The sequence below is a fragment of the Micromonospora sp. NPDC047521 genome, from assembly GCF_055587305.1.
In genome coordinates this window covers 83,221-106,166 of record NZ_JBVJGN010000001.1, presented here as the reverse complement: position 1 = coordinate 106,166, position 22,946 = coordinate 83,221, and the positions used below count along the sequence as shown (strand labels likewise).

The 22,946-nt window shown below is 73.3% G+C and carries 23 protein-coding genes and 3 tRNA genes; 16 read left to right on the top strand and 10 right to left on the bottom strand.

What is annotated here, in order from left to right:
• The first annotated feature begins 52 nt into the window (after positions 1 to 52).
• The 4 genes from ACZ6N8_RS00520 (at position 53) to ACZ6N8_RS00505 (ending at position 1,469) form a co-directional block, all read left to right on the top strand.
• Positions 53 to 856 carry a fumarylacetoacetate hydrolase family protein gene (locus ACZ6N8_RS00520; protein ID WP_139585571.1) on the top strand — a complete coding sequence of 268 codons (804 nt, stop codon included), beginning with the start codon at positions 53 to 55 and terminating at the stop codon, positions 854 to 856.
• A 108-nt stretch (positions 857 to 964) separates the two neighbouring features.
• Positions 965 to 1,036 (top strand) — tRNA-Gln (locus ACZ6N8_RS00515).
• Between the two features lie 135 nt (positions 1,037 to 1,171).
• Positions 1,172 to 1,244 (top strand) — tRNA-Glu (locus ACZ6N8_RS00510).
• A gap of 152 nt (positions 1,245 to 1,396) precedes the next feature.
• Positions 1,397 to 1,469: transfer RNA gene (locus ACZ6N8_RS00505), tRNA-Glu, on the top strand.
• Between the two features lie 162 nt (positions 1,470 to 1,631).
• Here the strand turns inward: ACZ6N8_RS00505 and ACZ6N8_RS00500 are convergent.
• Positions 1,632 to 2,318 carry an IclR family transcriptional regulator gene (locus ACZ6N8_RS00500; RefSeq protein WP_110562481.1) on the bottom strand — a complete coding sequence of 229 codons (687 nt, stop codon included), beginning with the start codon at positions 2,316 to 2,318 and terminating at the stop codon, positions 1,632 to 1,634.
• Between the two features lie 49 nt (positions 2,319 to 2,367).
• Between ACZ6N8_RS00500 and leuC the strand changes: the two genes are divergently transcribed.
• The 4 genes from leuC (at position 2,368) to ACZ6N8_RS00480 (ending at position 7,269) form a co-directional block, all read left to right on the top strand.
• Positions 2,368 to 3,813 (top strand): 3-isopropylmalate dehydratase large subunit, encoded by a 1,446-nt coding sequence (gene leuC, locus ACZ6N8_RS00495; protein ID WP_466006649.1) that lies wholly within the window; start codon positions 2,368 to 2,370, stop codon positions 3,811 to 3,813.
• A 12-nt stretch (positions 3,814 to 3,825) separates the two neighbouring features.
• On the top strand, positions 3,826 to 4,413 hold the full coding sequence (gene leuD, locus ACZ6N8_RS00490; RefSeq protein WP_364366976.1) for a 3-isopropylmalate dehydratase small subunit: 588 nt from the start codon (positions 3,826 to 3,828) through the stop codon (positions 4,411 to 4,413).
• Positions 4,414 to 4,585: 172 nt separating this feature from the next.
• On the top strand, positions 4,586 to 5,236 hold the full coding sequence (locus ACZ6N8_RS00485) for an HU family DNA-binding protein (RefSeq protein WP_466006648.1): 651 nt from the start codon (positions 4,586 to 4,588) through the stop codon (positions 5,234 to 5,236).
• Between the two features lie 140 nt (positions 5,237 to 5,376).
• A complete protein-coding gene (locus ACZ6N8_RS00480) occupies positions 5,377 to 7,269 on the top strand; it encodes an endonuclease/exonuclease/phosphatase family protein (protein ID WP_466006647.1) in 1,893 nt (630 codons plus the stop codon).
• Positions 7,270 to 7,275: 6 nt separating this feature from the next.
• On the opposite strand, the gene ACZ6N8_RS00475 is transcribed toward ACZ6N8_RS00480, so the two are convergent.
• Genes ACZ6N8_RS00475 through cofC form a run of 5 tightly spaced genes read right to left on the bottom strand, consistent with a single transcriptional unit; the run spans position 7,276 to position 12,960 of the window.
• Positions 7,276 to 8,154: an NUDIX hydrolase gene (locus ACZ6N8_RS00475; protein WP_364366968.1), complete on the bottom strand. Its 879-nt coding sequence runs from the start codon at positions 8,152 to 8,154 to the stop codon at positions 7,276 to 7,278.
• Complete coding sequence (locus ACZ6N8_RS00470) at positions 8,142 to 9,662, bottom strand: CYTH and CHAD domain-containing protein (RefSeq protein WP_466006646.1); 1,521 nt, start codon at positions 9,660 to 9,662, stop codon at positions 8,142 to 8,144. Before ACZ6N8_RS00470 ends, ACZ6N8_RS00475 begins: the two co-directional genes overlap by 13 nt.
• A 24-nt stretch (positions 9,663 to 9,686) precedes the next feature.
• Complete coding sequence (locus tag ACZ6N8_RS00465) at positions 9,687 to 12,038, bottom strand: RNA degradosome polyphosphate kinase (RefSeq protein WP_466006645.1); 2,352 nt, start codon at positions 12,036 to 12,038, stop codon at positions 9,687 to 9,689.
• Between the two features lie 54 nt (positions 12,039 to 12,092).
• Positions 12,093 to 12,290 carry a cold-shock protein gene (locus tag ACZ6N8_RS00460; RefSeq protein WP_139585579.1) on the bottom strand — a complete coding sequence of 66 codons (198 nt, stop codon included), beginning with the start codon at positions 12,288 to 12,290 and terminating at the stop codon, positions 12,093 to 12,095.
• 22 nt (positions 12,291 to 12,312) lie between these two features.
• Positions 12,313 to 12,960, bottom strand: coding sequence for a 2-phospho-L-lactate guanylyltransferase (cofC, locus tag ACZ6N8_RS00455; RefSeq protein WP_466006643.1), 648 nt, complete (start codon positions 12,958 to 12,960; stop codon positions 12,313 to 12,315).
• A gap of 126 nt (positions 12,961 to 13,086) precedes the next feature.
• Here cofC and ACZ6N8_RS00450 point away from each other — a divergent pair, with 126 nt between their 5' ends.
• The 5 genes from ACZ6N8_RS00450 (at position 13,087) to ACZ6N8_RS00430 (ending at position 17,942) form a co-directional block, all read left to right on the top strand.
• Positions 13,087 to 13,821 (top strand): lysophospholipid acyltransferase family protein, encoded by a 735-nt coding sequence (locus tag ACZ6N8_RS00450; RefSeq protein WP_466006642.1) that lies wholly within the window; start codon positions 13,087 to 13,089, stop codon positions 13,819 to 13,821.
• Positions 13,818 to 14,825, top strand: coding sequence for an NAD(P)H-dependent glycerol-3-phosphate dehydrogenase (locus ACZ6N8_RS00445; RefSeq protein ID WP_466006641.1), 1,008 nt, complete (start codon positions 13,818 to 13,820; stop codon positions 14,823 to 14,825). The genes ACZ6N8_RS00450 and ACZ6N8_RS00445 overlap by 4 nt, the downstream gene beginning before the upstream one ends.
• Before the next feature lie 7 nt (positions 14,826 to 14,832).
• Positions 14,833 to 15,951, top strand: a complete 1,119-nt coding sequence (locus ACZ6N8_RS00440; protein ID WP_466006640.1) for a cystathionine gamma-lyase — start codon at positions 14,833 to 14,835, stop codon at positions 15,949 to 15,951.
• A complete protein-coding gene (locus ACZ6N8_RS00435) occupies positions 15,952 to 16,734 on the top strand; it encodes a putative protein N(5)-glutamine methyltransferase (RefSeq protein ID WP_466006639.1) in 783 nt (260 codons plus the stop codon).
• A gap of 158 nt (positions 16,735 to 16,892) precedes the next feature.
• On the top strand, positions 16,893 to 17,942 hold the full coding sequence (locus ACZ6N8_RS00430; RefSeq protein ID WP_466006638.1) for an ROK family protein: 1,050 nt from the start codon (positions 16,893 to 16,895) through the stop codon (positions 17,940 to 17,942).
• A 108-nt stretch (positions 17,943 to 18,050) separates the two neighbouring features.
• On the opposite strand, the gene ACZ6N8_RS00425 is transcribed toward ACZ6N8_RS00430, so the two are convergent.
• Together ACZ6N8_RS00425 and ACZ6N8_RS00420 are read right to left on the bottom strand one after the other, a co-directional pair.
• On the bottom strand, positions 18,051 to 18,251 hold the full coding sequence (locus ACZ6N8_RS00425; protein WP_354818686.1) for a DUF397 domain-containing protein: 201 nt from the start codon (positions 18,249 to 18,251) through the stop codon (positions 18,051 to 18,053).
• A gap of 5 nt (positions 18,252 to 18,256) precedes the next feature.
• Complete coding sequence (locus ACZ6N8_RS00420; protein ID WP_466006636.1) at positions 18,257 to 19,102, bottom strand: helix-turn-helix domain-containing protein; 846 nt, start codon at positions 19,100 to 19,102, stop codon at positions 18,257 to 18,259.
• Positions 19,103 to 19,378: 276 nt separating this feature from the next.
• On the opposite strand from ACZ6N8_RS00420, the gene ACZ6N8_RS00415 reads away from it, so the two are divergent.
• Positions 19,379 to 19,597 (top strand): hypothetical protein, encoded by a 219-nt coding sequence (locus ACZ6N8_RS00415; RefSeq protein ID WP_387112713.1) that lies wholly within the window; start codon positions 19,379 to 19,381, stop codon positions 19,595 to 19,597.
• 194 nt (positions 19,598 to 19,791) lie between these two features.
• Positions 19,792 to 20,892, top strand: coding sequence for a D-alanine--D-alanine ligase family protein (locus ACZ6N8_RS00410; RefSeq protein ID WP_466006635.1), 1,101 nt, complete (start codon positions 19,792 to 19,794; stop codon positions 20,890 to 20,892).
• Positions 20,893 to 20,931: 39 nt separating this feature from the next.
• On the opposite strand, the gene ACZ6N8_RS00405 is transcribed toward ACZ6N8_RS00410, so the two are convergent.
• Both ACZ6N8_RS00405 and ACZ6N8_RS00400 read right to left on the bottom strand, forming a co-directional pair.
• Entirely contained in the window at positions 20,932 to 21,615 is a 684-nt protein-coding gene (locus tag ACZ6N8_RS00405; protein ID WP_466006634.1) for a DUF3515 family protein, read from the bottom strand.
• A gap of 9 nt (positions 21,616 to 21,624) precedes the next feature.
• A complete protein-coding gene (locus tag ACZ6N8_RS00400) occupies positions 21,625 to 21,858 on the bottom strand; it encodes an Lrp/AsnC ligand binding domain-containing protein (protein WP_013284547.1) in 234 nt (77 codons plus the stop codon).
• 153 nt (positions 21,859 to 22,011) lie between these two features.
• Between ACZ6N8_RS00400 and ACZ6N8_RS00395 the strand changes: the two genes are divergently transcribed.
• Positions 22,012 to 22,944: a thiamine-phosphate kinase gene (locus ACZ6N8_RS00395; RefSeq protein ID WP_466007269.1), complete on the top strand. Its 933-nt coding sequence runs from the start codon at positions 22,012 to 22,014 to the stop codon at positions 22,942 to 22,944.
• Positions 22,945 to 22,946 lie beyond the last annotated feature (2 nt).

Genomic DNA, 22,946 nt, shown 5'->3' with positions numbered 1-22,946 from the left:
CCGACCGGCCCGTACTGGCCGGTGGACGGGTCCGCGGGGCTAGATTGGCCGGGTGCGTATCGCTCGTTTCGCTCATGCCAAGGGAATGTCGTTCGGGGCCGTCGAAGGCGAGCCGGAGGCCGGGCCGCAGGGCCTGACCATCGCCGAGATCGAGGGTCACCCGTTCGGCAAACTCTCCTTCAGCGGGGCCCGGTGGGCCCTCTCCGACGTCCGACTGCTCTCGCCGATCCTGCCCAGCAAGGTGGTCTGCGTGGGTCGCAACTACGCCGACCACGCCGCCGAACTCGGCAACGACGTGCCCAAGGAGCCGTTGCTCTTCCTCAAGCCGTCCACCTCGGTGATCGGCCCCCGGGACGCCATCAGGCTGCCGATCTTCTCCAAGCAGGTCGAGCACGAGGCCGAGCTGGCTGTGGTGATCGGTGCTCCCGGCGCGCGCCGGGCCGACCGGGCCGCCGCCGAACGCGCCATCTTCGGCTACACCTGCGCCAACGACGTGACCGCCCGGGACCTGCAGCGCTCGGACGGGCAGTGGACCCGGGCCAAGGGCTTCGACTCGTTCTGCCCGATCGGCCCGTGGATCACCACCGGCCTGGACGTCTCCGACCTGGAGATCCGGTGCGAGGTGGGCCGCAACCCGGACGAGATGGAGGTACGCCAGCTCGGCCGGACGAAGGACATGGTCTTCGACGTACCGGGGCTGGTGTCGTACATCTCGCACGTGATGACGCTGCTGCCCGGCGACGTGGTGCTCACCGGCACGCCGGCGGGGGTTAGCCCTCTCGTTGAGGGGGATACCGTCACCGTGCGGATCGAGGGCATCGGCGAGCTGAGCAACCCGGTGGTCCCTGTCGCCTGATCCGCTGGTTGCCCCTGTTTCCGCAGCTCATGGGCGGTTCGGGGGGATCGGATTTGGCCTGCCGGCACCGGGAGGGTAAAGTTCACTCCCGGCGCCGCAAGGGGCCAATGGGGTATGGGGTAATTGGCAGCCCGACTGATTCTGGTTCAGTTAGTCTAGGTTCGAGTCCTGGTACCCCAGCGCAGTCGGAATTCGCGAGAATTCCGGACGCTGGATTCTGACGGAGTTCCGCTCCGCCCCTGAGGGGGCGGAGCGTGGCCTCTGGTAGAGTGCAGCTCCTCCGCCCGCGAGGGTGGGGGAGCGAGAAGTGGTTCTGGCCCCGTCGTCTAGCGGCCCAGGACGCCGCCCTCTCAAGGCGGTAGCGCCGGTTCGAATCCGGTCGGGGCTACATCGTGCACGGCCCGTCTCACCTGGTGAGGCGGGCTGTTTCGTGTCCGCCGCAGGTCCGCCGGGCGGCCCCCACCCCGTGCTCGCCGCCGGTGATGGTGCCGCTAGACTACTGCCGCACCGCCCGCGAGGGCGGTGAACGGAAGAAGTTCTGGCCCCGTCGTCTAGCGGCCCAGGACGCCGCCCTCTCAAGGCGGTAGCGCCGGTTCGAATCCGGTCGGGGCTACAACCAAAAGGCTCACCTCGCTGCGCGAGGTGAGCCTTTCCCGTACCCACGCCCTTTTGGCGTCGGTGATCAAGAGCTTTGCGTCACCGCTTCCGGCGTGCCGTGACGCGGACCTCTTGATCACCCGGGCTGGGGGCGTGGGCCGTGTGGGCCGGGGGGGGGTCAGAGGCCGGAGAGGCGTTGGCCGGCTCGGACGACCGCCATGGCGTGGCGTTCGCCGGGGCGACGGCCGAGGCGCTCGATGGGGCCGGAGATGCTCACCGAGGCGATCACCCTGCCGGTGCGGTCGCGGATCGGGGCGGAGACGCTCGCCACACCGGCCTCCCGTTCCGCGACGCTCTGGGCCCAGCCGCGGCGGCGTACCTCGGCCAGGGTGCGGCCGGTGAACTTGCTGCGCGGCAGCAGAGGCATGACCGCCTCCGGGGGCTCCCAGGCGAGCAGGATCTGGGCCGCCGAGCCGGCGGTCATCGGCAGCACCGAGCCGACCGGGACGGTGTCCCGCAGGCCACTGGCCCGCTCCGCGGCGGCCACGCAGATCCGCTCGTCCGCGCGGCGCAGATACAGCTGGGCGCTCTCCCCGGTGGCGTCGCGCAGCGCGGCCAGCAGCGGCTCGGCGGCGGTCAGCAGGACGTCCGGGGCGGCGTTGGCCAGCTCGCCGAGCCGGGGGCCGGGGCGCCAGCGGCCCTGGGTGTCCCGGACCAGCATCCGGTGGATCTCCAGCGCCTGCGCCAGCCGGTGCGCGGTGGCCCGGGGCAGCTTCGTCCGGTCAACAAGTTCGGCAAGGCTGGCGCCGTCGACGCAGGCGGCCAGGATGACCACCGCCTTGTCGAGAACGCCGACACCGCTCATACTGTGTCCCACAAGCCGAAACTTACCTCCCAGAATTTAGGATGTCCAGATGGTGGGAGTCACTCCTGAGCCGAGGACCCTGGCCGAGAAGGTCTGGGACGCGCACGTCGTACGGTCCGCCGCTGGTGAGCCGGACCTGCTCTTCATCGACCTGCACCTGCTGCACGAGGTGACCAGCCCGCAGGCGTTCGACGGGCTCCGGCTCGCCGGGCGCCGGGTGCGCCGTACCGACCTGACGCTCGCGACCGAGGACCACAACACCCCGACCGGGTACGCCGATCCGGCGTTCCGGTCCCGCCGTGGTGACCTGCTCACCATCGCGGACCCCACGTCGCGGACGCAGATCGAGACGCTGCGCCGCAACTGCGCCGAGTTCGGCGTGCGACTGCACCCCCTCGGCGACGACAACCAGGGCATCGTGCACGTCATCGGCCCGCAGCTCGGGCTCACCCAGCCGGGCATGACGATCGTCTGCGGCGACTCGCACACCGCCACCCACGGCGCGTTCGGCGCGCTCGCCTTCGGCATCGGCACCAGCGAGGTGGAGCACGTGCTGGCCACCCAGACGCTGCCGCAGAGCCGGCCGAAGACGATGGCCGTCAACGTCACAGGCCGCCTCGCTCCCGGCGTCACCGCCAAGGACCTGGTGCTCGCGCTGATCGCGCAGGTCGGCACCGGTGGCGGTCGTGGGCACATCGTCGAGTACCGCGGCGAGGCGATCCGGGCCCTCTCCATGGAGGGGCGGATGACGATCGCCAACATGTCCATCGAGTGGGGCGCCAAGGCCGGCATGATCGCGCCGGACGAGACCACCTTCGCGTACCTCAAGGGTCGGCCCAACGCGCCGCAGGGCGCGGACTGGGACGCGGCGCTGGCCTGGTGGCGGACGCTGCCCACCGACGAGGGCGCGCGCTTCGACGCCGAGGTGACCCTGGACGCGAGCCGGGTCACGCCGTTCGTCACCTGGGGCACCAACCCCGGGCAGGGCTCGCCGCTGAGCGCGCCGGTGCCCGACCCGGAGGAGTTCACCACCGACTCGGAGCGCACCGCGGCCCGCCGGGCCCTGGAGTACATGGACCTGCGCCCCGGCACCCCGCTGCGGGAGCTGCCGATCGACGTGGTCTTCGTGGGCTCCTGCACCAACGGCCGCCTGGAGGACCTGCGGGCCGCCGCCGACGTGCTGCGCGGCCACCGGGTCGCCGACGGGGTCCGGATGCTCGTGGTGCCCGGCTCCGCCGCCGTCCGCGAGGCCGCCGAGGCCGAGGGGCTGGACAAGGTCTTCGCCGACGCCGGGGCCGAGTGGCGGTTCGCCGGCTGCTCGATGTGCCTGGGCATGAACCCCGACACGCTCAAGCCCGGCGAGCGCTCCGCGTCCACCTCCAACCGCAACTTCGAGGGCCGGCAGGGCCGGGGCGGGCGTACGCACCTGGTCTCCCCGCCGGTCGCCGCCGCCACCGCAGTGGTCGGTCGGCTGGCCGCCCCCGCCGACCTGTAGAAGGGACTTGAGATGGACAAGTTCACCACCCACACCGGTACGGCAGTGCCGCTGCGGCGATCCAACGTGGACACCGACCAGATCATCCCGGCCGTGTACCTCAAGCGGGTGACGCGGACCGGTTTCGCTGACGGGCTGTTCAGCGCGTGGCGGGAAGACCCCGCATTCGTGCTCAACGATGAATCCTATTCCGGGGCGTCGATCCTCATCGCCGGGCCGGAGTTCGGCACCGGATCTTCTCGGGAGCACGCCGTCTGGGCGCTGCGGGACTGGGGCTTCCGCGCGGTCGTGGCCCCCCGCTTCGGCGACATCTTCCGGGGCAACGCCCTCAAGGAAGGGCTGTTGCCGGTCGAGTTGGAATTGAAAGCCGTCGAAGAATTGTGGGACCTCGTCGAGGCCGACCCGACCACCCAGGTGACCGTCGACCTGACCGCCCGCCAGCTCCGCGCGGCCGACGCGAACTGGTCGTTCCCGCTTGACGACTTCAGCCGCTGGCGCCTGCTGGAGGGTCTGGACGACATTGGACTCACCCTCCGCAACGCGGCCGACATCGACTCGTACGAGGCGCGTCGACTGCCGTTCCTGCCCTCTGTGGCATAGCCGTACGTCCTCCCGCACAGCCGATTTCGCCCCCACCGGTCCAACCGGTGGGGGCGAATCCGTTACGACACAAGGGCTTTTTTCCACCGAATGTTTGTGTCCCGGCAGCACAGGGCATACCGTGCGCGCAGAATGGCTCGCGTCGAGTCAGTTGCACAATCGGGAGGAAGTCGTGAACAAGGCCGAGCTCATCGAGGCGCTCGCCGTTCGCCTGGGGGACCGGAAGATGGCGACGGCCGCGCTCGACGCGGTCCTCACCGAGGTCCAGGCGGCGGTCACCAAGGGCGAGAAGGTGGCGATCACCGGATTCGGAGCATTCGAAAAGCGTGTGCGTGGCGCGCGAACAGCGCGCAACCCGCGTACCGGCGAGGCGGTGAAGGTCAAGAAGACCTCCGTGCCGACCTTCCGCCCCGGCGCCGGGTTCAAGGAGATGGTGGCCAGCGGCAAGGTGCCGAAGGCCACGGCAGCGGTGAAGAAGACCGCCGCCGCGACGACGGCGAAGACCGCCGGCGCCAAGGCGACGGGCACCAAGGCCACCGCCGCCAAGGCGGCCAGCAAGAAGACCGCCCCGGCCAAGGCGAGCAAGACCGCGACGGCGACCAAGACCGCCGCCAGCAAGAAGACCGCCCCGGCCAAGGCGAGCAAGAGCACCACGGCGACCAAGACGGCCGCCAGCAAGAAGACCACGGCGGCGAAGAAGACCACCGCGGCCACCAAGTCCAGCGCGGCGAAGAAGACCACCGCGTCGGCCAGCAAGAGCACGGCGGCCAAGAAGGCGCCCGCGAAGAAGGCTCCGGCCAAGAAGGCGGCCAGCAAGCGCTGACCGACCCTCCCGAAAGGGCGTCCACCCGTGTGGTGGGCGCCCTTTCGGCGTACGGTCCCCCGTTGACCGGACCGGCGGGTACGCGCAGAATCGCCGTGCCGGCCCCCTCCGCCGGCCCGCCGACGGGAAATGGGGCGCCGGTGCGCTACCGCCAATTCGCCACCGCGTCGCTCGCGCTCGGCGTTCTCCTGCTCATCGACGTGCTGCGGGTGTGGCTGCCCGGCATCATCACCATCTTCGGCCAGGCCGCGTCCACCCCTGCCGAGCTGATGGGCGCCTTCGCCCTCGGCTGGTTCGTCCTGGCGCTGGCCGCGCCGGCCGTCGTCCGCCGCCTGGGTTCCCGCCCGGTCACCGTCGCCGCAGCCGTAGCGCTTGCCGGCGCCCGCCTCGCGCTCACCGCCACCCCCGGCGGGCGTACGCAGCTCTGGGTGGCCACCGCCGGCCTGCTCGCCGGACTGGTGTGGCTGGTCGGCGTCGCCGCCGGCACGGACCGGCCGGTGCCGGGTGTGGCGCTGGGCCTGGCCGTCAACGCGGCCGTCCACGCGGTGCTCGACACCTACGACCTCGTCTGGCGCGGCGGCTGGGTGGCGTGGCTGCTCAGTGCCGGGGCGGTGACGCTGTTCCTGCTCGGCACGACGCGGCCCACCCCGCCGGTCGGCCCCCGAGGGGCGCGGGCCTGGCTGTTGACCGGGCCGGCGCTGCTGCTGGCCGGGATGGTGGCTCTCGCGCCGGCGCTCGCCCAGACCGGGATGTCGTACCTGGCCGGTGGGGACGGGGTGGCCCGTTCTCCGCTGTTCGGGATGGCCCCGGTGCCGGTCGCGGTCGCCGTGTTCCTCCTCGCGGCGCTGACCGCGCCACCCCGCCGGTGGGGTCGGCTGCTCGGCCCGGTGGCGTTGCTGGCCGGCGCGGTGCTCTTCGCCCTCGACCGGGGCGACCTGCTGCTCGTGGCGGTCGGTCTCGCGGCCGGCGGTCTCGGCGCCTGCCTGGCCCTGACCGACGACGCCGGTCGGGACGACACCAGCGCCGACGCCGAGGACGCGCGGTCGGCGGCCCGCCGGGGGTACGCGGCGGCCGCCGGGATGCTCGTCTTCGTCCTCGGGGCGGTCGGCTACTACTCCGCCTACGACCTCGGCTACCCCAACGCGGCGGTGCCGGTGGTGGTCGCCGGACTGGTCGCCGTGGTGGCGTTCGCCGCACACCCCAGCACACCCCGGGTCGCGGGGCCGTTCCCGGCGCTGCGGACCACGTCGGTGGTCACCGCGGTCGCCCTGCTGGCCCCCGTGCTCGCCGACGAACTGCCGGTGGCCAGCAACCGGGACGGCCCGCCGCAGCGGCTGACAGTTGTGGCGTACAACATCCGGATGGGCTTCGGGCTGGACGGCCGGTTCGACCTGGCCGGCCTCACCGGCGCCATCGAGCGGCAGCGGCCCGACGTCGTACTGCTCAGCGAGGTGGACCGGGCGTGGCTGCTCAACGGCGGCCACGACACCCTGGACCTGCTGTCCGACCGGCTCGGCATGCCGTACGTCTTCGGGCCGGCCGCCGATCCCGTCTGGGGCGACGCGGTGCTCAGCAGGTGGCCGGTGACCGACCCGCGGACCCTGCCACTGCCGGCCGTCGGCGCACCCACCGGGGCGCAGGCCCTCGCCGTCACCCTGGACCTCGGCGACGGCGTGCGTACCGCCGTGGTCAGCACCCACCTGCAACCGCCGCCGGATGAAGGGCCTGTGGTCCAGGCCCGCGCGGTGGCAGACTTCGCCACCGCGTACGCGGCCGGCCGTCCCCTGGTGGTGGCGGGTGACCTGAACACCGAGCCGGGCGACGAGGCGTTCGGGCAGTTCACGGCCGCCGGTCTGGTGGACGCGTTGAGCAGTGCCCGACCGCTTGCCACCAGCCCCGCCGACGACCCGCGGCAACAGATCGACCACGTCTTCGTGTCGCCCGGCCTGACCGCCTCCGCGCCTGTCGCGCCGCGCGGCACGGCCAGCGACCACCTGCCGGTCGCGGTGACCCTCACCCTGCCGCCCCGCTGACCGGCGCTACAGGCGGTCGGTGGCGAGCAGCCCGTCGGCGGTGAACGCGAGCAGCCACCCGCCGCCCTTGGGCGTGGTGAAGTCCTCGTCCGCACGGCCGGACAACCGCTCCAACGCCCCCGGCAACACCTTGCCCTGGCTGCACACCGCCACCTGCCCGCCGGCCTGGGCCAGCTCCAGCACCCGGGCGGCGGTGGCGAGCACCTGTTCGTCGCCCTGCTGACCCGGCTGGGGCTCGTCCAGGTCGCCGCAGATCTCGATGGGCAGGTCGAGCAGCGCGGCGGCCGGGTCGAGGGTCTGCACGCAGCGGCGCGGCGACGCGGACACCAGCCGGCCCGGCCGGACCAGGACGATCAGGTCGGCCAGGGCGGACGCCTGGGCCCAGCCCTCCGCGTCCAGGGGGCGCGCCGTGTCGGGGCCGGTCCAGGTGGCGCGCTTTCCGGCGTGCGCGTGGCGGACCAGCGCGACGGTCGCGGTCACCTGCGGCAGCGCGGCGAACGCGCCAAGCACCTCGGCGTCGTGCGGATAGCTGACCAGCCGGATCGCCTCGTCCACGGCGAGCCACCGGATGTCGTCCACCTCGGTGCCCGGCTGGAAACCACCGTTGGCGACCGCGAGCATGGACCAGTAGTCGACAAGCTTCGCCTGGCCCTCACTGCGGTAACGCACCGACGGCAGCCGCACCTGCGGTACGCCCCGCACATCGGCCTCCTCGGCCACCTCGCGGACCGCAGCGACCATCGGGTGCTCACCCGGCTCCAGCTTGCCCTTGGGCAGTGTCCAGTCGCCGTAGCGGGGGCGGTGCACCACGCAGACCCGTACGCCGTCGTCGGACGGGCGCCAGGCCACCCCACCGGCCGCCCGGATGCCCGTCACGGCAGCCAACGGGTCCGCCGCCGCCGGGTCGCCCGGTGCCACGCGGCCGGGAACCGGGCCCGCATGAGGCGTACCGACTCCCGTTCCCGTTCGGCCAGCCGGCCGGCGGTGACCGCCACCTCGTGGTCGGCCGGCCGCTCGGCGGCCAGTTCCAGCCAGGTGTCCGCCGCCACGGCCGCGTCCTGGTGCTCGCCGAGCACGTCCTGCACGCCGGCCAGCGCGCGGGACAGCCGTCGTGCGGCCCTGTCGACAGCCGGGGCCACCGCGTTCACCGCGTACCGGGTCTGCTTGCCCTGCTTGCGGACGGCGTGCCAGCGCTCGTCCGGCGACGACGGGTCGAGCCCGTCGACGCCGTCCGGGCCGGTCAGCCGCCGCCACGGACGGGCCACCAGTTTGGGCAGCGCCCGCGCCGCCGGGGTGGCAGCCCGGCGGGTGAGCCGGGGCGCGCGTGCGGCAAGCACCAGCGCGTCGACGAGGGCCAGGTAACGGGGGGAGCGCAGCGCCTCGTCGATCGCGGCGTGCGCCACCCGCTGCCGTGCGGCGAGTGCCTCGTCCAGCCGGTCCACCGCACCGGCGTCGAGCGGGCTGAGCGGGTCGGCGTCCGCGGTGCCACGCAACCGCTCGCGCAGCACCTCGGCGTCCCGGGCCGCGCCGAGCACCCCGGCCAGCCAGCGCAGCTCGTCGCGCAGCGGACGGGACCAGCTCTTGCGGACCAGCGGCTGGAAGGTGCGCAGGTCGCTGCGCAGCCGCCGGCAGGCCACCCGCATCTGGTGCACTGCGGTGTCACCGGTGGCGGCGGGGGCGCGCAGCCGCACCAGCGGATCGTGCGCCAGCAGGCGGAGTACCTCCTTGCGGACCGCCTCGGTGACCACGTCGCCGGCGCTCGGGTCGTCCGGCAGCCCGGCCGGCGCGACCAGGTCCGGGTCGGCCTGCGCCGCCGGGCCCAGTGCGCGTACGTGCTTCGGGGTGAACGAACCGCCCCGCGCGCCGGCCTCGCGCAGCACCGAACCGGCCCGCTCCAGCAGCTCCCGGTCGCCGGACTTGAGTTCCACCTCCAGTTCCCGGAACGCGCCGGTGGCGGTGCCCGAGGCGTCCAGCACCCGCACCCGGTCGTCGACCACCTCGACGAGCACCGTGCCTGCCTCGTCGCACACCTCGTGGGCGTGCCGGACGGTGCGGACCACCGTCACCGGGGCCAGCGGCGCGCCCCGGTGCAGGGCGGTGACCAGCTCCACCAGCTCGGGCGGTGGTTGCCCCTTCGGGCCGGGGCGGGAGATCTCGTGCCGGACACCGGGGGTGCCGGTGGGCAGCTTCACCGTCCAGGGCAGCTCGTCGCCCTTGCGGTGCCGCAACGACGCGCCGGCCCGGGCCAGCCGCAGGTCGACCGTGTCGAGGTAGCGGGCCACGAGCGTCACCGGCGGCAGCGCCCGTACCCGGCCGCCGGCCGGGGCCACGGCGGACAGGTCCGGCAGCACGTAGGTGTCGTCCACCTCGTACTTCTGCTCCTCCTCCACCATCAGCTCAGCCTATGCCGCGATCGGTCAGCCGGCCGTGCCACCGACGCGGCGCAGCAACAGTTCCTGCAGATGCGTACCGGCCGTCTCGCCGCCGCCGGCACGCCTGGTCCAGGTGCCGTCGCCGGCCAGCTCGAACGCGTCCACGTCCGGGCCCATCGCGGCGGTCAGCACGTGGTCCAGCTCGGCCCGCGCCACCGGGTCGCTCACCTGCACCAGCGCCTCCACCCGGCGGTCCAGGTTGCGGTGCATGAGGTCCGCCGAGCCCATCCAGAACTCGGCCTCGCCGTTGTTGCCGAACCGGAACACCCGCGAGTGCTCCAGGAACCGGCCCAGGATCGAGCGGACCCGGATGTTCTCCGACAGCCCCGGCACCCCCGGGCGCAGCGTGCACATGCCCCGGATGAGCAGGTCCACGTGCACGCCGGCCTGGGAGGCCCGGTACAGCGCGTCGGTCACGCCCTCGTCGACAAGCGAATTCACCTTGAACTGGACCAGCCCCGGCATGCCGAGGCGGACGTGCGCGATCTCCCGCTCGATGCGCTCGATGAGGCCGCTGCGGATGCCCTGCGGCGCGACCAGCAACCGCCGGTACGCGGTCTGCCGGCTGTACCCGGTGAGCACGTTGAACAGGTCGGTGAGGTCGGCGCCGATCTCCGGGTCGGCGGTGAGCATGCCGAAGTCCTCGTACAGCCGGGCGGTCTTCGGGTGGTAGTTGCCGGTGCCGATGTGGCAGTAGCGGCGGATCTGGTTGCCCTCCTGCCGGACCACGAGCGCGGTCTTGCAGTGCGTCTTGAGGCCGACCAGGCCGTACACCACGTGGCAGCCGGCGCGTTCCAGCGTGCGCGCCCAGCCGATGTTCGCCACCTCGTCGAAGCGGGCCTTCACCTCCACGAGCACCACCACCTGCTTGCCGGCGGCGGCCGCGTCGACGAGCGCGTCGACGATCGGCGAGTCACCGCTGGTGCGGTAGAGGGTCTGCTTGATGGCCAGCACGTTCGGGTCGGCGGCGGCCTGCTCGATGAAGCGCTGCACGCTCGTGGCGAACGAGTGGTACGGGTGGTGCACCAGGATGTCCCCGTCGCGCAGGGTGGAGAAGACGCTGCGCGGTACCTCGCCCTCGGTGAGCCGGGGATGGGTGGCCGGCACGAACGGCGGGTCCTTCAGATCGGGGCGGTCGGCCTCGCCGTACACCTGCCAGAGGGCGGAGAGGTCCAGCAGGCCGGGCACCCGCAGCACGTCCTGGTCGTCCATGTCCAGTTCGCGCACGAGCAGCTCCAACATGTGGTCGGAGATCGACGCGGCGACCTCCAGGCGCACCGGTGGGCCGAACCGCCGCCGGGCCAGCTCCCGCTCCAGGGCCTGGAGCAGGTCCTCGTCACGGTCCTCGTCGACCTCCACCTCGGCGTTGCGGGTGACCCGGAACAGGTGGCACTCGACGACCTGCATGCCGCTGAACAGCTGCCCCAGGTGCACCGAGATCAGGTCCTCGACCGGCAGCATCCGGACGCCCGGCTGGTCCCGGTCCACACGGACGAAACGGGGGACGTTGTTGGGCACCTTCACCCGGGCGAACAGCTCCGAGCCGCCGTCCGGGTCCCGTACCGCCACCGCCAGGTTCAGCGACCGCCCGGAGATGTACGGGAACGGGTGGGCCGGGTCGACAGCGAGGGGGGTCAGCACCGGGAAGATGTGTTCGCGGAAGTAGGTCCGCAGCCGCTCCCGCTCGGGGTCGCCCAGCTCGGCCCAGCGCAGGATGCGGATGCCCTCGTCGGCGAGCTTGGGCAGTACGTCCTCGACGAAGCAGGCGGCGTGCCGGGCCACCAGTTCGGCGGTCCGCTCGGCGATCAGCTCGAGTTGGGTCCGCAGCGGCAGCCGGTCCCCGCCGCGTACCGGCAGGCCGGCGGAGAGCCGCCGTTTCAACCCGGCGATCCGCACCATGTAGAACTCGTCGAGGTTGCTGGCGAAGATGGCCAGGAACTTCGCCCGTTCCAGCAGGGGTGTGCGCTGGTCCTCGGCGAGGGTGAGCACGCGCGCGTTGAAGTCGAGCCAGGAGAGTTCCCGGTTGAGGAACCGGTCCTCGGGCAGCGGCGGGGCGGCCGGCGCCTCGTCGTCCTCGTCGACGACGCTCGGCGCGGCGGGCTGGACGACTCCACCGGCGGCCGGACCGTCGGTCCCGGTGGGGCCGACGGCGGGGTCGAGGACCTCGTCCAGTCCGGAGGAGGCGGCTCCCGGGTCGTCGCCGAGGGTGTCGGCGCGGGCAGCGCCGGCCCGTTCGGCGCGGGACGGACGGAAACGGCCGTCGGCGCCACGGATGCGGGCGCCGTTGAGGGGTTCGGTGGCTGACGGGGTGGCCGGGTGCTCGCGAGGGGTGCTCACCCGCTCATAATCACCCGATTCGGGTTAACGCAAAATGAACTTGGGCTCGCCGGCTCAGATCATGGTCGGCAATGTCACCCGGACGACCTCGCCGTCGGGATCGGTGTCGATGCGCACTCGCTGGCCGAGCCGGAGCAGCCGCAGCCCGGAGGCGTCGAACGCCCGCGCGGGGAAGCGCAGCTCGGTGCCGTCGTCGAGCAGCAGGACGCCGCTGCGCGTCGCCGCGTCGTAGCTGGCCACCGTGCCTTGCATGCTGGCACCGTACACCCGTGGATCAGCTCGCGGAGGCGGCCGGGCAGCCGGAGTCGAGCAGCGCGGCCGTGCCCGGCCCGAGACCGAGTCGCGCGGCGGCGTCCAGGTCCGCCGCGGTGTCCACGTCGCGGCGCAGGCTGGGCCAGTCCCCGGTCAGCGGCAGCGCGCCGCTCGCCGCGTGCGCCGCCGCCGAGCCCACCCCGAAACGCGGGTCCAGCGCCACCCCTGGCGGCGCGGCGAGCAGCACGGTGCCGTCGCCTGGCGCGTCCGGCACGAACCGTCGTACCCCGTCTGGATCGGCCTGAGCCGCGAGCAGCGCGGCGGCCAGCTCGGCCGGGCGCAGCGCCGGCAGGTCGGCGGTGAGCCCGGCCACCCAGCCGGCGGGCCCGGCGGTCGCGCCGTGCCGGAACGCGGCGTTCAGCCCGGCGTCCGGCTCGTCGGGCAGCACCCGCGCGCCGGCCGCCCGGGCCACCGCCGCCACCCGGGCGTCGTCGGTGACCACCCGGGCCTCGGCGACCGCCGGGCAGGCCAGCACCGCGCGGAGCGTGTCGGCCGCCAGCGCCAGTGCCAGCTCCTCATGGGGTACGCCGGCAAGCGCGCCCCGCAGCCGGCTCTTGGCGGCGGTCAGACGCTTCACCGGCACCACCACTGCCCACCTCGGCTGACTCACGTCCGCAATCCTGCCAGCAGGACGGTGGGACCCTCACTGGCCGTACCGGGGGCGAGCAGGCATGATTTCCGCTGCGGGTGTCGCGGGCGGGGTTCGCGGCGGGGACGGGCGCGACGAGGAGGCACAGTGGCACGGCGGAGGCTGGGGTTCTGGCAACGGTTCGCCGTGGTGCTGGTGAAGCCGGTGATGATCGTCTGGACCCGGCGTACCTGGCGTGGCCAGGAGCACCTCGGCCGGGACGGCGGCGTGATCATCGTGGCGAACCACATCTCGCACGCCGACCCGCTGGTCTCCGCGCACTTCATCTACGACTCCGGACGCTGGCCGCAGTACCTGGGCAAGGCAAGCGTGTTCCGGGTGCCGGTGATCGGCTGGGTCCTGCACCGCTGCCTGCAGATCCCCGTCGAACGCGGCAGCGTGGACGCGGTCCGCTCACTGGACAAGCTGGTCGCCGCGCTCGACGAGGGTGGCGCTGTGGTGATCTACCCCGAGGGCACCACCACCCGGCAGCCGGACCTGTGGCCGATGAAGGCCAAGACCGGGGCGGCCCGGCTGGCGCTGGCCACCGGCGCGCCGGTGGTGCCGCTGGTGATGTGGGGGCCGGAGCGGATCTTCGACCCGCGGACGGCCCGGTTGAACCCCCGACCCCGCATCCCGGTGACCGTGGTCGCCGGGGAACCGGTCGACCTGAGCCGGTGGGCGGACGCCCCGCCGACCCGGGCGACCCTGGAGGAGATGACGGACGCCATCATGCTGCGTTTGCGGGACATGCTCGCCGAGATCCGCGGCGGCACCCCGCCGCCGCTGTGGGAACGACCGGCCCGACCGTCCGTCCGGCACCAGCAGGGCGAAGCCGCGTGAGCGGCCACGTCGCGGTGCTCGGCGCCGGCTCCTGGGGCACCGCGTTCGCCAAGATCCTCGCCGACGCCGGGCGGGACGTGACCGTGTGGGCCCGCCGCGCGCCGGTGGCCGAGAGCATCCGCACCGAGCGCCGCAACCAGGAGTACCTGCCGGACCTGCTGCTGCCGGCCCGGGTCACCGGCACCGCCGACGCCGCCGAGGCGATCACCGGCGCCGAACTGGTGGTGCTGGCCGTGCCCTCGCAGACCCTGCGCGGCAACCTCGCCGAGTGGGCCGGGTACCTGCACCCCGACTCGACCCTGGTGTCGCTGATGAAGGGCATCGAGCTGGGCACCACGAAGCGGATGAGCGAGGTCATCGTGGAGACCGCGGGCGTGGCCGCGGACCGGGTGGTGGTCGTGTCCGGCCCGAACCTGGCCCCGGAGATCGCCGCCGAGCAGCCGGCCGCCACAGTCGTCGCCGGGACGAGCAGCCACCGCGCGGTGCTCGTGCAGTCGTCGATCCGGACGCCCTACCTGCGCCCCTACACGAACGACGACGTGATCGGCTGCGAGCTGGGCGGTGCCGTCAAGAACGTGATCGCCCTGTCGTACGGCATCGCCACCGCGATGGGCTTCGGCGACAACACCCGGGCCATGCTGATGACCCGGGGGCTCGCCGAGACGGCCCGCCTGGGCGTGGCGCTGGGCGCCGACCCGATCACCTTCGCCGGCCTGGCCGGCATGGGTGACCTCGTCGCCTCCTGCTCGTCCCCGCTCGCCCGGAACCGCACCTTCGGCGAGCACCTGGGTCGTGGGGAGACGCTCGAGCAGGCCCAGGCCGCCACCCGGCAGACCGCCGAGGGCGTGAAGAGCTGCCTGGCGATCCGTGACCTGGCCCGGGCGCACGGTGTGGAGATGCCGATCACCGAGCAGGTCGAGCGGATCTGCCACGAGGGGATGGATCCCCGGCTGGCCGTGGACACGCTGATGAGCCGGACCGCCAAACCCGAGTCGTACGAATGAGGATCCGATGACTGATCTGGGAGACGGCACCCGCTGCGTACGCGCCGGACTGCCCGAGCCGGCGCCGGGGGACCCGTTCCTGCCAGGGCCGGTCCTCGCCGCGCCGTACCACCTCGACCCGTGGCAGGGCCCCGCCGCCTCGCCGAACGGCTACGGCCGCCCCGACAACCCGACCCGACGCCTCCTGGAGGCGGCCGTGGGCGAGCTGGAGGGTGGCGAGTGCCGGGTCTTCGCCAGCGGTCAGGCGGCCATCACCGGCATGCTGCTCGCCCTGCTGCGCCCGGGTGACACGGTGCTGCTGCCCAGCGACGGCTACTTCCCGGTCCGGTCGTTCGCCACCGACGTGCTGGAGACGACAGGCGTCCGGGTGGTCTTCGTACCGACCGCCGGGCCGTACCCGTCCCTCGACGGCGTCCGGCTGGTGCTTGTGGAGACGCCCGCCAACCCGGGTCTGGACGTGGTCGACGTGGCGGTCCTGGCCGAGCAGGCGCACGCCGCCGGCGCGCTGCTCGCCGTGGACAACACCACTGCCACCCCGCTCGGGCAGCGTCCACTGGACCTCGGCGCCGACCTGGTGGTCGCCTCCGGCACCAAGGCGCTCACCGGGCACTCCGACCTGCTGCTCGGCTACCTGGCCAGCCGGAACACCGAGCTGGTCGAGGCGGTGACGCTCTGGCGTACCACCACCGGTTCGGTGCCTGGCGCGTTCGACGCCTGGCTGGCGCACCGGTCGCTGGCCACCCTCGACCTGCGGCTGGCCCGGCAGAGCGCCAACGCCGCCGCGGTCGCCGACCTGCTCGCCGCCCGCGCGGACGTGACGGGTCTGCGCTGGCCGGGCCGACCCGACGACCCCGCGTACGCGGTGGCCTCGACGCAGATGCGCCGGATGCCCGGGGTGCTCTCGTTCGACCTGGGCGACGCCGACCGCGTGAGCCGGTTCGTCGAGGCCGCCCGGTTGGTGGCGGCTGCCACCTCGTTCGGCGGCCTGCACACGACCGCGGACCGGCGGGCGCAGTGGGGTGACGACACGTCGCCGGGCTTCGTCCGGCTCTCCTGCGGCGTGGAGGACACGCCGGACCTGGTGGCCGACATCGCCGCCGCGCTGGACGCCGCAGGAGAGGCCTGAGTGGAGTCCGTCCCCGTCGACAGGTCCGCCCTCGTGGACCGGCTGCGCGCCGCCGGCTGCGTCTACGCCGAGGACGAGGCGGACCTGCTGCTGGCCGCCGCCGACGATCCGGTGACGGTGGCGGCCCTGACCGAGCGTCGGGTAGCCGGCGAACCGCTGGAGTACCTGCTCGGCTGGGCGGAGTTCTGCGGCCTGCGGATCGCCGTCGACGCCGGCGTCTTCGTGCCGCGCGGCCGGACCGCTCTGCTGGTCGAGGCGGCGGCGGCGCTGACCGGCCCGGCGCCGGCCGTCGTCGACCTGTGCTGCGGGTCCGGGGCCACCACCGTCGCGCTGGCGCACCGGCTCGCGCCGCGTTGGCTGGCCGCCGCCGACATCGACCCGGCGGCCGTGGCGTGCGCCCGCCGCAACCTCGCCGGGTTGGCCGCCGAGGTGTTCGAGGGTGACCTGTTCGCGCCGCTGCCGCCGCACTGGCGGGGGAGACTCGACCTGGTGGTCGCCAACGCACCGTACGTCCCTACCGACGCGGTGGCGCTGATGCCGCCGGAGGCGCGGCTGCACGAGGCGCCGGTGGCGCTCGACGGCGGCCCGGACGGGCTCTCGGTGCTGCGCCGGGTGGGCGCCGAGGCGGTCGACTGGCTGGCCCCCGGTGGCCACCTGGTGGTGGAGGTAGGTGTCACCCAGGTGGACGCGCTCGGCGAGGCGTTCGCCGCCGCCGGGCTGCTGCCGAGCGTCCGCCACGACGACGACCTGGACGCCACGGCCCTGACCGCCCGCCGCCCCTGACCCCTCACCCGCGATCTTGCGGTTTCGGTTGTCGAAATGGGTGCGATACGCCTCGTGCCGCGACAGCAGGTGCGCGATCGCGGGGACGGTGGGCGTGGCGGGGGAGAGGGCTTGGCACTAGCCTCGGCTCACACTCATGACGGCGGGAGGCGGTTTCGGTGGGCAGCGCAGGGGTGCCGGTGGTCGTCGGGCTGGACAACGGCGGCACCAGCAACAACGCCACAGTGCTGACGGTGGACGGCCGGTTCCTGGTGGACGGCCTGCTGGAGATCCCCAGCGAGGTGCGCGCCGGGCCGGAGGCGGCGATCGAGGCGTTGGCCCGGGCACTGGACGGCGCGTTGGCGCACACCGGGGTGCCGCGCGAGCTGGTCCGGGCTGTCGGACTGGACACGCCGGGCCCGGCCAGCGCCGCAGGCGTCATCTCCTCGCGGGGCTCGACCAACTTCTCCCAGCCGGCCTGGCGGGGCTTCGACGTGCGGGGCGCGCTGGAGCGGCGGCTCGGCCTGCCGGTGATCTACCACAACGACGGCAACGCGGCGGCGCTCTACGCCCACCACGTGTTCTTCGGCGCCGAGGCGATGAACCGATCGTCGGTCGCCGCGATCGTCGGCACCGGCCTGGGCGGCGGGGTGGTCGAGAGCGGGCGGGTGATCGCCGGCGCGGCCGGGATGGCCGGGGAGCTGGGTCACGTGCACATCCCGCTGAACGGGCTGCTCGGTCCCGGCCAGTCGGACCCCACCTGCGCCTGCGGCTTCACCGGCGACGTGGAGAGCGTCGCCTCGTTGACAGGCATCGAGCGCAACCTGCTTCCGTACTGGCTGACCCGCCACCCCGACCACCCGCTGGCCGCCGAACCGGTGGCTCGGGCGGCGAAGCTGGTCCGTGGGTACGGCGAGCGGGGCGACGTGCTGGCCCGGGAGCTGTTCACCCAGCAGGCGATGGCGTTGGGCAGGTTGTTCACCGTGGCGGCCAACTTCACCGACCCGCACGCGTACTTCGTGGGTGGCGGGGTGGTGGAGGCGGCGCCGGAGTTCCGCGACTGGTTCCTGGCGACGGTCCGCGAGCACACCGTGCTCCGGGAGGAGCAGGCGGCCGTGGCGACCTTCGCCCTGGTGCCGGAGCGGGACATGGCCGGTGCCCGGGGAGTGGCGATCGCCGCCCTGGAGGCGCTGCGTACCGTGCCGGAGTCCCGTCCGCTGGTGGCCTGAACCCGGCAGGCCGTGCGCCCCGACGGATCGGCGAGCGACCCGCCGGGGCCTGGCCGGCCACGCCGGTGAGCGACCTGCGGGGACCTGGCCGGCCGCGTCGACGGCCGGTCAGCTACGGGGTGGAGCCTGGGTGAAGGCGGCCCAGGCGGCCGGCGGGAACAGCAGGGCCGGACCGGCCGGGTCCTTGGAGTCGCGGACGGCCACCAGCCGCGGGATCGCGGCCACCTCCACGCAGGCGCCCTGGTCGCCGCTGCGGCTGCTCTTGCGCCACGCCGCCACGGCCAACGCCGCTGTGATCGTCGGTGTCATCGGTCCTACCGTCCCTTCAGGACTGCCAGGAGCATCGCCCGGCTGTCCGCCGGGCTGAGCGCCACGCTGCGCAGATGCTCCATGATCTTGGTGCAGGTACGCGTCTCGCCAGCCCGGTCGAGGATCATCTGCCCGGCGACGGTCTCCACCGAGGCGATGATCGGGTCCTCCGGGTCGGCGAACTCCAGGATGTGCAGCGAACCCCGGGTGCCGCGGTGGTAGCCGGCGGAGAGCGGGATCACCTGGACGGTGATGTTGGGCAGCTCGGCCATCTTGACGAGGTGGCGGAGCTGACCGTCCATCACCGACTGGTCGCCGACCGGCCGGAGCAGCGCGCCCTCGTCGATGACCGCGTCGAGGATCGGCGGGTCGTCGCCGGTGAGGCGCTGCTGACGGTCGAGGCGGACCTTGACCCGTTGCTCGACGAGGTCGTCGCCGAGGGTGTGGGGACCACCGCGCATCACGCCGCGGATGTAGTCGGCGGTCTGCAGAAGGCCGGGCACCACCGAGGGCTCGAAGTTGGCGATGGCAGTCGCCTCGGCCTCAAGCGCGATGAAGTCGATGGTGCGGGGGTCCAGCAGGTACGAGTACGACACCCACCAGCCCGGCTTGCGGGCGTCCTTGGCGAGCTGCACCGCCGACGCCACCTCCTCGGCGCTCACCCCGTACGAGGTCAGCAGGGCGCGCACGGTGGCAGGCGTGATCAGTGTCTGGGCGTTCTCGTACCGGGACAGGGTGCTGCGGGTGCTGTTGATCTCATCCGCTGCGGTCTCCAGCGTCAGGCCGGCGGCTTCCCGGTGGTGGCGCAGGGCGATGCCGAGTCGGCGGGCGCGGGCGGTCTTCGGGGCCATGCATCGATGGTCGCACACATTTGTGGGAACGTCTGCATGAGAGAACGTCGATGAGAGTTGCATTCACGGCTGTCCACGTGTCAATCTGTCATCGCGTCCTCACCGCCGGTTGTCGTGGCGACGGTGGTGGTGAGCGACCGGAGGGGATGGGGCGCGCGGCGATCGGGTTTCTCCCCCGTGCCCGATCGCCGCGTGCCGCAGCCATCCCGCCCCGCCGGAAGGAGACGACGTGCGTGACGGTCCGCAGCCCCCCGCCCTGCATCCGGGTGGCCGGCGATGACCCGCTTCCTGGTGGTGCTCACCGACGTGCGTCCCGTCGAGGGCATCGAGCGCAACGAGCGGATCGCCCCCGAGCGGCGCCGGCAGGTGGTCGGCGCCAACAGCCGGGAGGCCGCCGACCGGATCGCCGGGGCCTTCATGGCGCTGGGCATGGTCCGGGCCGGCCGGCAGCGGGTCAAGGTGATCGCGGTCGGCCGCCGGCACTCCCGCGACTGAGCGGACCGCGCCGCCGATCGATGTGGCAGGCTTCCTCCCGTCACGCACCGTATAACCTCTGTTGACCGATTGCCGCGTACCGCTGTGGCTCCCCGGGTATCGCCTCGCCCTACCGCCACGCACAGTAAGGTCAACCGGGTGAACGCCACCGGCGAGCACGACCAGCCGCAGTCGCGTACGAAGAGGTGACCGGAGTGACCACCCCAGGCAAGACCCGCGTGGCGATCGTCTTCGGCGGCCGCAGCCCGGAGCACGGCATCTCCTGTGTCAGTGCCGGCAGTGTGTTGGGCGCCCTGGACCCCGACGAGTTCGAGGTGGTGCCGGTGGGCATCACCCGGGCCGGCCAGTGGGTGCTGACCAGCGGCGACCCCACCCAGCTCGCGATCAACGCCCGGCAACTGCCGGAGATCACCGCCGACTCCGGCGACGACATCGTGCTGCGCGCCGACCCCACCGGCAACGGGCTGATGGTGCTCGACCCGACCGAGGGTCCCCGGGTGCTCGCCGACGTGGACGTGGTCTTCCCCGTGCTGCACGGCGCGTACGGCGAGGACGGCACGATCCAGGGAATGCTGGAGATGGCAGGCATCCCCTACGTGGGCGCCAACGTGTTCGCCTCCGCGGCCGCCATGGACAAGGAGTTCACCAAGAAGCTCTGCGCCGTCGAGGGCATCCCGGTCGGCCCGTACGCGGTGCTGCGCAACGGGATGACGCTCAGCGAACAGGACAAGGACCGGCTCGGCCTGCCGGTCTTCGTGAAGCCGTCGCGGGCCGGCTCGTCGTTCGGCATCACCCGAGTCACCGACTGGGCGCAGCTCGACGCGGCGGTCGCCACCGCGCGGCAGATCGACCCGAAGGTCATCATCGAGGCGGCGATCGTCGGCCGCGAGGTCGAGTGCGGCGTGCTGGAGGGCGAGGCCGGCGGCGCTCCCGAGGCGTCCGTCCTGGCCGAGGTGCGGGTCGTCTCCGACCACGACTTCTACGACTTCGAGGCGAAGTACCTCGACGACTCCTGCGAGTACGACATCCCGGCCGGCCTGCCGGAGAAGGTGACCCGCCAGGTGCAGGAGTACGCGGTCCGCGCGTTCACCGCACTGGACTGCGCCGGCCTGGCGCGGGCCGACTTCTTCGTCACCCCCGAGCTGGACATCTACCTCAACGAGATAAACACGATGCCCGGGTTCACCCCGACGTCGATGTTCCCGCGGATGTGGGCGGCCGCCGGCCTGGAGTACCCGAAGCTGGTCAACCGTCTGATCCGTACCGCGCAGCGGCGCGGCGTCGGCCTGCACTGAGACCGCCTGCCCTCCCGCGCCGAGCCGGCGCGGGTCGGGTCAGCCCCGGCAGCCGGCGGGGGCGGTGCCACCCGAGGGCACCGTCGCCACGATGGTGTTGGAGATCGGTGCCGCCCACTGCAACGGCTGCTCGTACGAGCGCGGAATGCGCAGGGTGACGGGTGTCTCCCGGTCGACAGCGGTGAGCACCGTCGCGTCGGCCTGTTCGACCGGATGCCAGCAGACCGAGTTCACCCGCCAGACCTCGTCGGTGGCCGGAACGGTGGGCGCGGGGCCGCCGCAGGCGACGGTGAGGGCCGGGTCGCCGTACGCCGCGTTCTGCTCCGGGCCGGCGGTGACCGGACGCTGGGCCAGGTCGCGGATGGTCTGCGGCAGCTGGGAGACCAGCGCGCGGCAGACCGTGGCCGGGCGGTCGGCCAGCGCCGGGGCGGCCATCTCCACAGGTGCGGTGGACTGCGCCCGCACGCTTGTCGCCGACGGGCTCGGCGCGGCGGCCGGAGTGTCAGGCGAGAGCTTCGAGAAGGCCAGCAGGGCGACCAGCAGGGTGACCGGCAACGCGATCAACGTGGCGACCAGCGCGGCTCCACGGATCGTCCGGTCCCGGCCGCTCGGCGCGTCGGCGCCCGGCTCGGCGGACTCGCGGATACCGTCAGCCGGCTCGGGCGTCCCGCCGGTCGTGCCGCGCGTCTCGTCGTCGTCCAGAGCAGCGGAGGAGGTAGTCATCTCGTCCACTTACAACCGCACCACCGAACACGTGAGGGTGCGGGTGATGCCGGGCACCATCTGCACCTTGCTGACGATGAGTTTGCCGAGCTCGTCGACGGTGTTGGCCTCGGTGAGGACGACCACGTCGTACGGCCCGGTGACGGCGTCGACGCGTACCACGCCGGCAAGGTCCGCGATGAGACCGGCCACGTCACGTGCCCGGCCGACCTCGGTCTGGATGAGGATGTACGCCTGTACCACGACTCGACCTCCGTCCGTCGCCGCCGCGGGGCGGCCCGAAGGGTGAAACTACCTTACGGAGCAGGTCCGATCCCTATCGGTGGTCAAGGAGCAGCGGTGAGCGAGCGCGGCGGTGCCGGGCAGAACGGACGGAACGTCGGCGGCGGCGCCAGCGTGGCCGGTATCGGCGAGTTCGGGTTGATCGGGCGGGTCACCGCCCGGCTGCCGGTCGGGCCGACGACCCTGCTGGGCCCGGGGGACGACGCGGCTGTGGTGGCCGCGCCGGACGCCCGGGTGGTGGCCTCCACGGATGTGCTCGTCGACGGACGGCACTTCCGGCGTGACTGGTCGTCGGGGCGTGACGTCGGACACCGCGCGGCGGCGGCGAACCTGGCCGACATCGCGGCGATGGGCGCCACCCCGACCGCCCTGCTCGTCGCCCTCTGCATGCCTGCGGACCTGCCCACGGGATGGGCGGAGGAGCTGGCCGACGGGCTCGCGGCGGAGGCGGGCACGGTCGGCGCGAGCGTCGTCGGCGGGGACATGTCGGCCAGCCCCACCCTGACCGTCGCGGTGACCGCGCTCGGCGACCTCGACGGCCGCGCGCCTGTGGTGCGCTCGGGCGCCCGCCCGGGGGACGTGCTCGCCCTGGCCGGGCGCACCGGGTACGCGGCCGCCGGGCTGACCGTACTCACCCGCGGTTTCCGGACGCCCCGGCTGCTGGTCGAGGCGTACCGGCGGCCACTGGTGCCGTACCAGGCGGGGCCGCAGGCCGCCCGGCTGGGCGCCACCTCGATGATCGACGTGTCGGACGGCCTGCTCGCCGACCTCGGGCACGTGTCGGCGGCCAGCCGGGTGGCGGTCGACGTGCGCCGGGACGCGTTCGAGGTGCCCCGGCAGATGGCCGACGCGGCGCAGGCCCTCGGCGTCGACCCGTACACCTGGATCCTGGCCGGTGGCGACGACCATGCGCTGGCCGCGACCTTCCCCCCGGCGGTGGCGTTGCCGCCGGAGTGGCGGGCGATAGGCGTGGTGACGGAGGGTGCCGGCGTGACAGTCGACGGGGTGCCCTACGACGGCCCGACCGGCTGGGACCACTTCCGGTGAGG

Excerpts from the sequence above, each read along its gene's own strand:
- ACZ6N8_RS00500 (WP_110562481.1), bottom strand. The coding sequence starts at position 2,318 with ATGAGCGGTGTCGGCGTTCTCGACAAGGCGGTGGTCATCCTGGCCGCC.
- leuC (WP_466006649.1), top strand. The coding sequence starts at position 2,368 with ATGGTGGGAGTCACTCCTGAGCCGAGGACCCTGGCCGAGAAGGTCTGG.
- leuD (WP_364366976.1), top strand. The coding sequence starts at position 3,826 with ATGGACAAGTTCACCACCCACACCGGTACGGCAGTGCCGCTGCGGCGA.
- ACZ6N8_RS00470 (WP_466006646.1), bottom strand. The coding sequence starts at position 9,662 with ATGGTGGAGGAGGAGCAGAAGTACGAGGTGGACGACACCTACGTGCTG.
- ACZ6N8_RS00460 (WP_139585579.1), bottom strand. The coding sequence starts at position 12,290 with ATGCAAGGCACGGTGGCCAGCTACGACGCGGCGACGCGCAGCGGCGTC.
- ACZ6N8_RS00440 (WP_466006640.1), top strand. The coding sequence starts at position 14,833 with ATGACTGATCTGGGAGACGGCACCCGCTGCGTACGCGCCGGACTGCCC.
- ACZ6N8_RS00425 (WP_354818686.1), bottom strand. The coding sequence starts at position 18,251 with ATGACACCGACGATCACAGCGGCGTTGGCCGTGGCGGCGTGGCGCAAG.
- ACZ6N8_RS00420 (WP_466006636.1), bottom strand. The coding sequence starts at position 19,102 with ATGGCCCCGAAGACCGCCCGCGCCCGCCGACTCGGCATCGCCCTGCGC.
- ACZ6N8_RS00415 (WP_387112713.1), top strand. The coding sequence starts at position 19,379 with ATGACCCGCTTCCTGGTGGTGCTCACCGACGTGCGTCCCGTCGAGGGC.
- ACZ6N8_RS00405 (WP_466006634.1), bottom strand. The coding sequence starts at position 21,615 with ATGACTACCTCCTCCGCTGCTCTGGACGACGACGAGACGCGCGGCACG.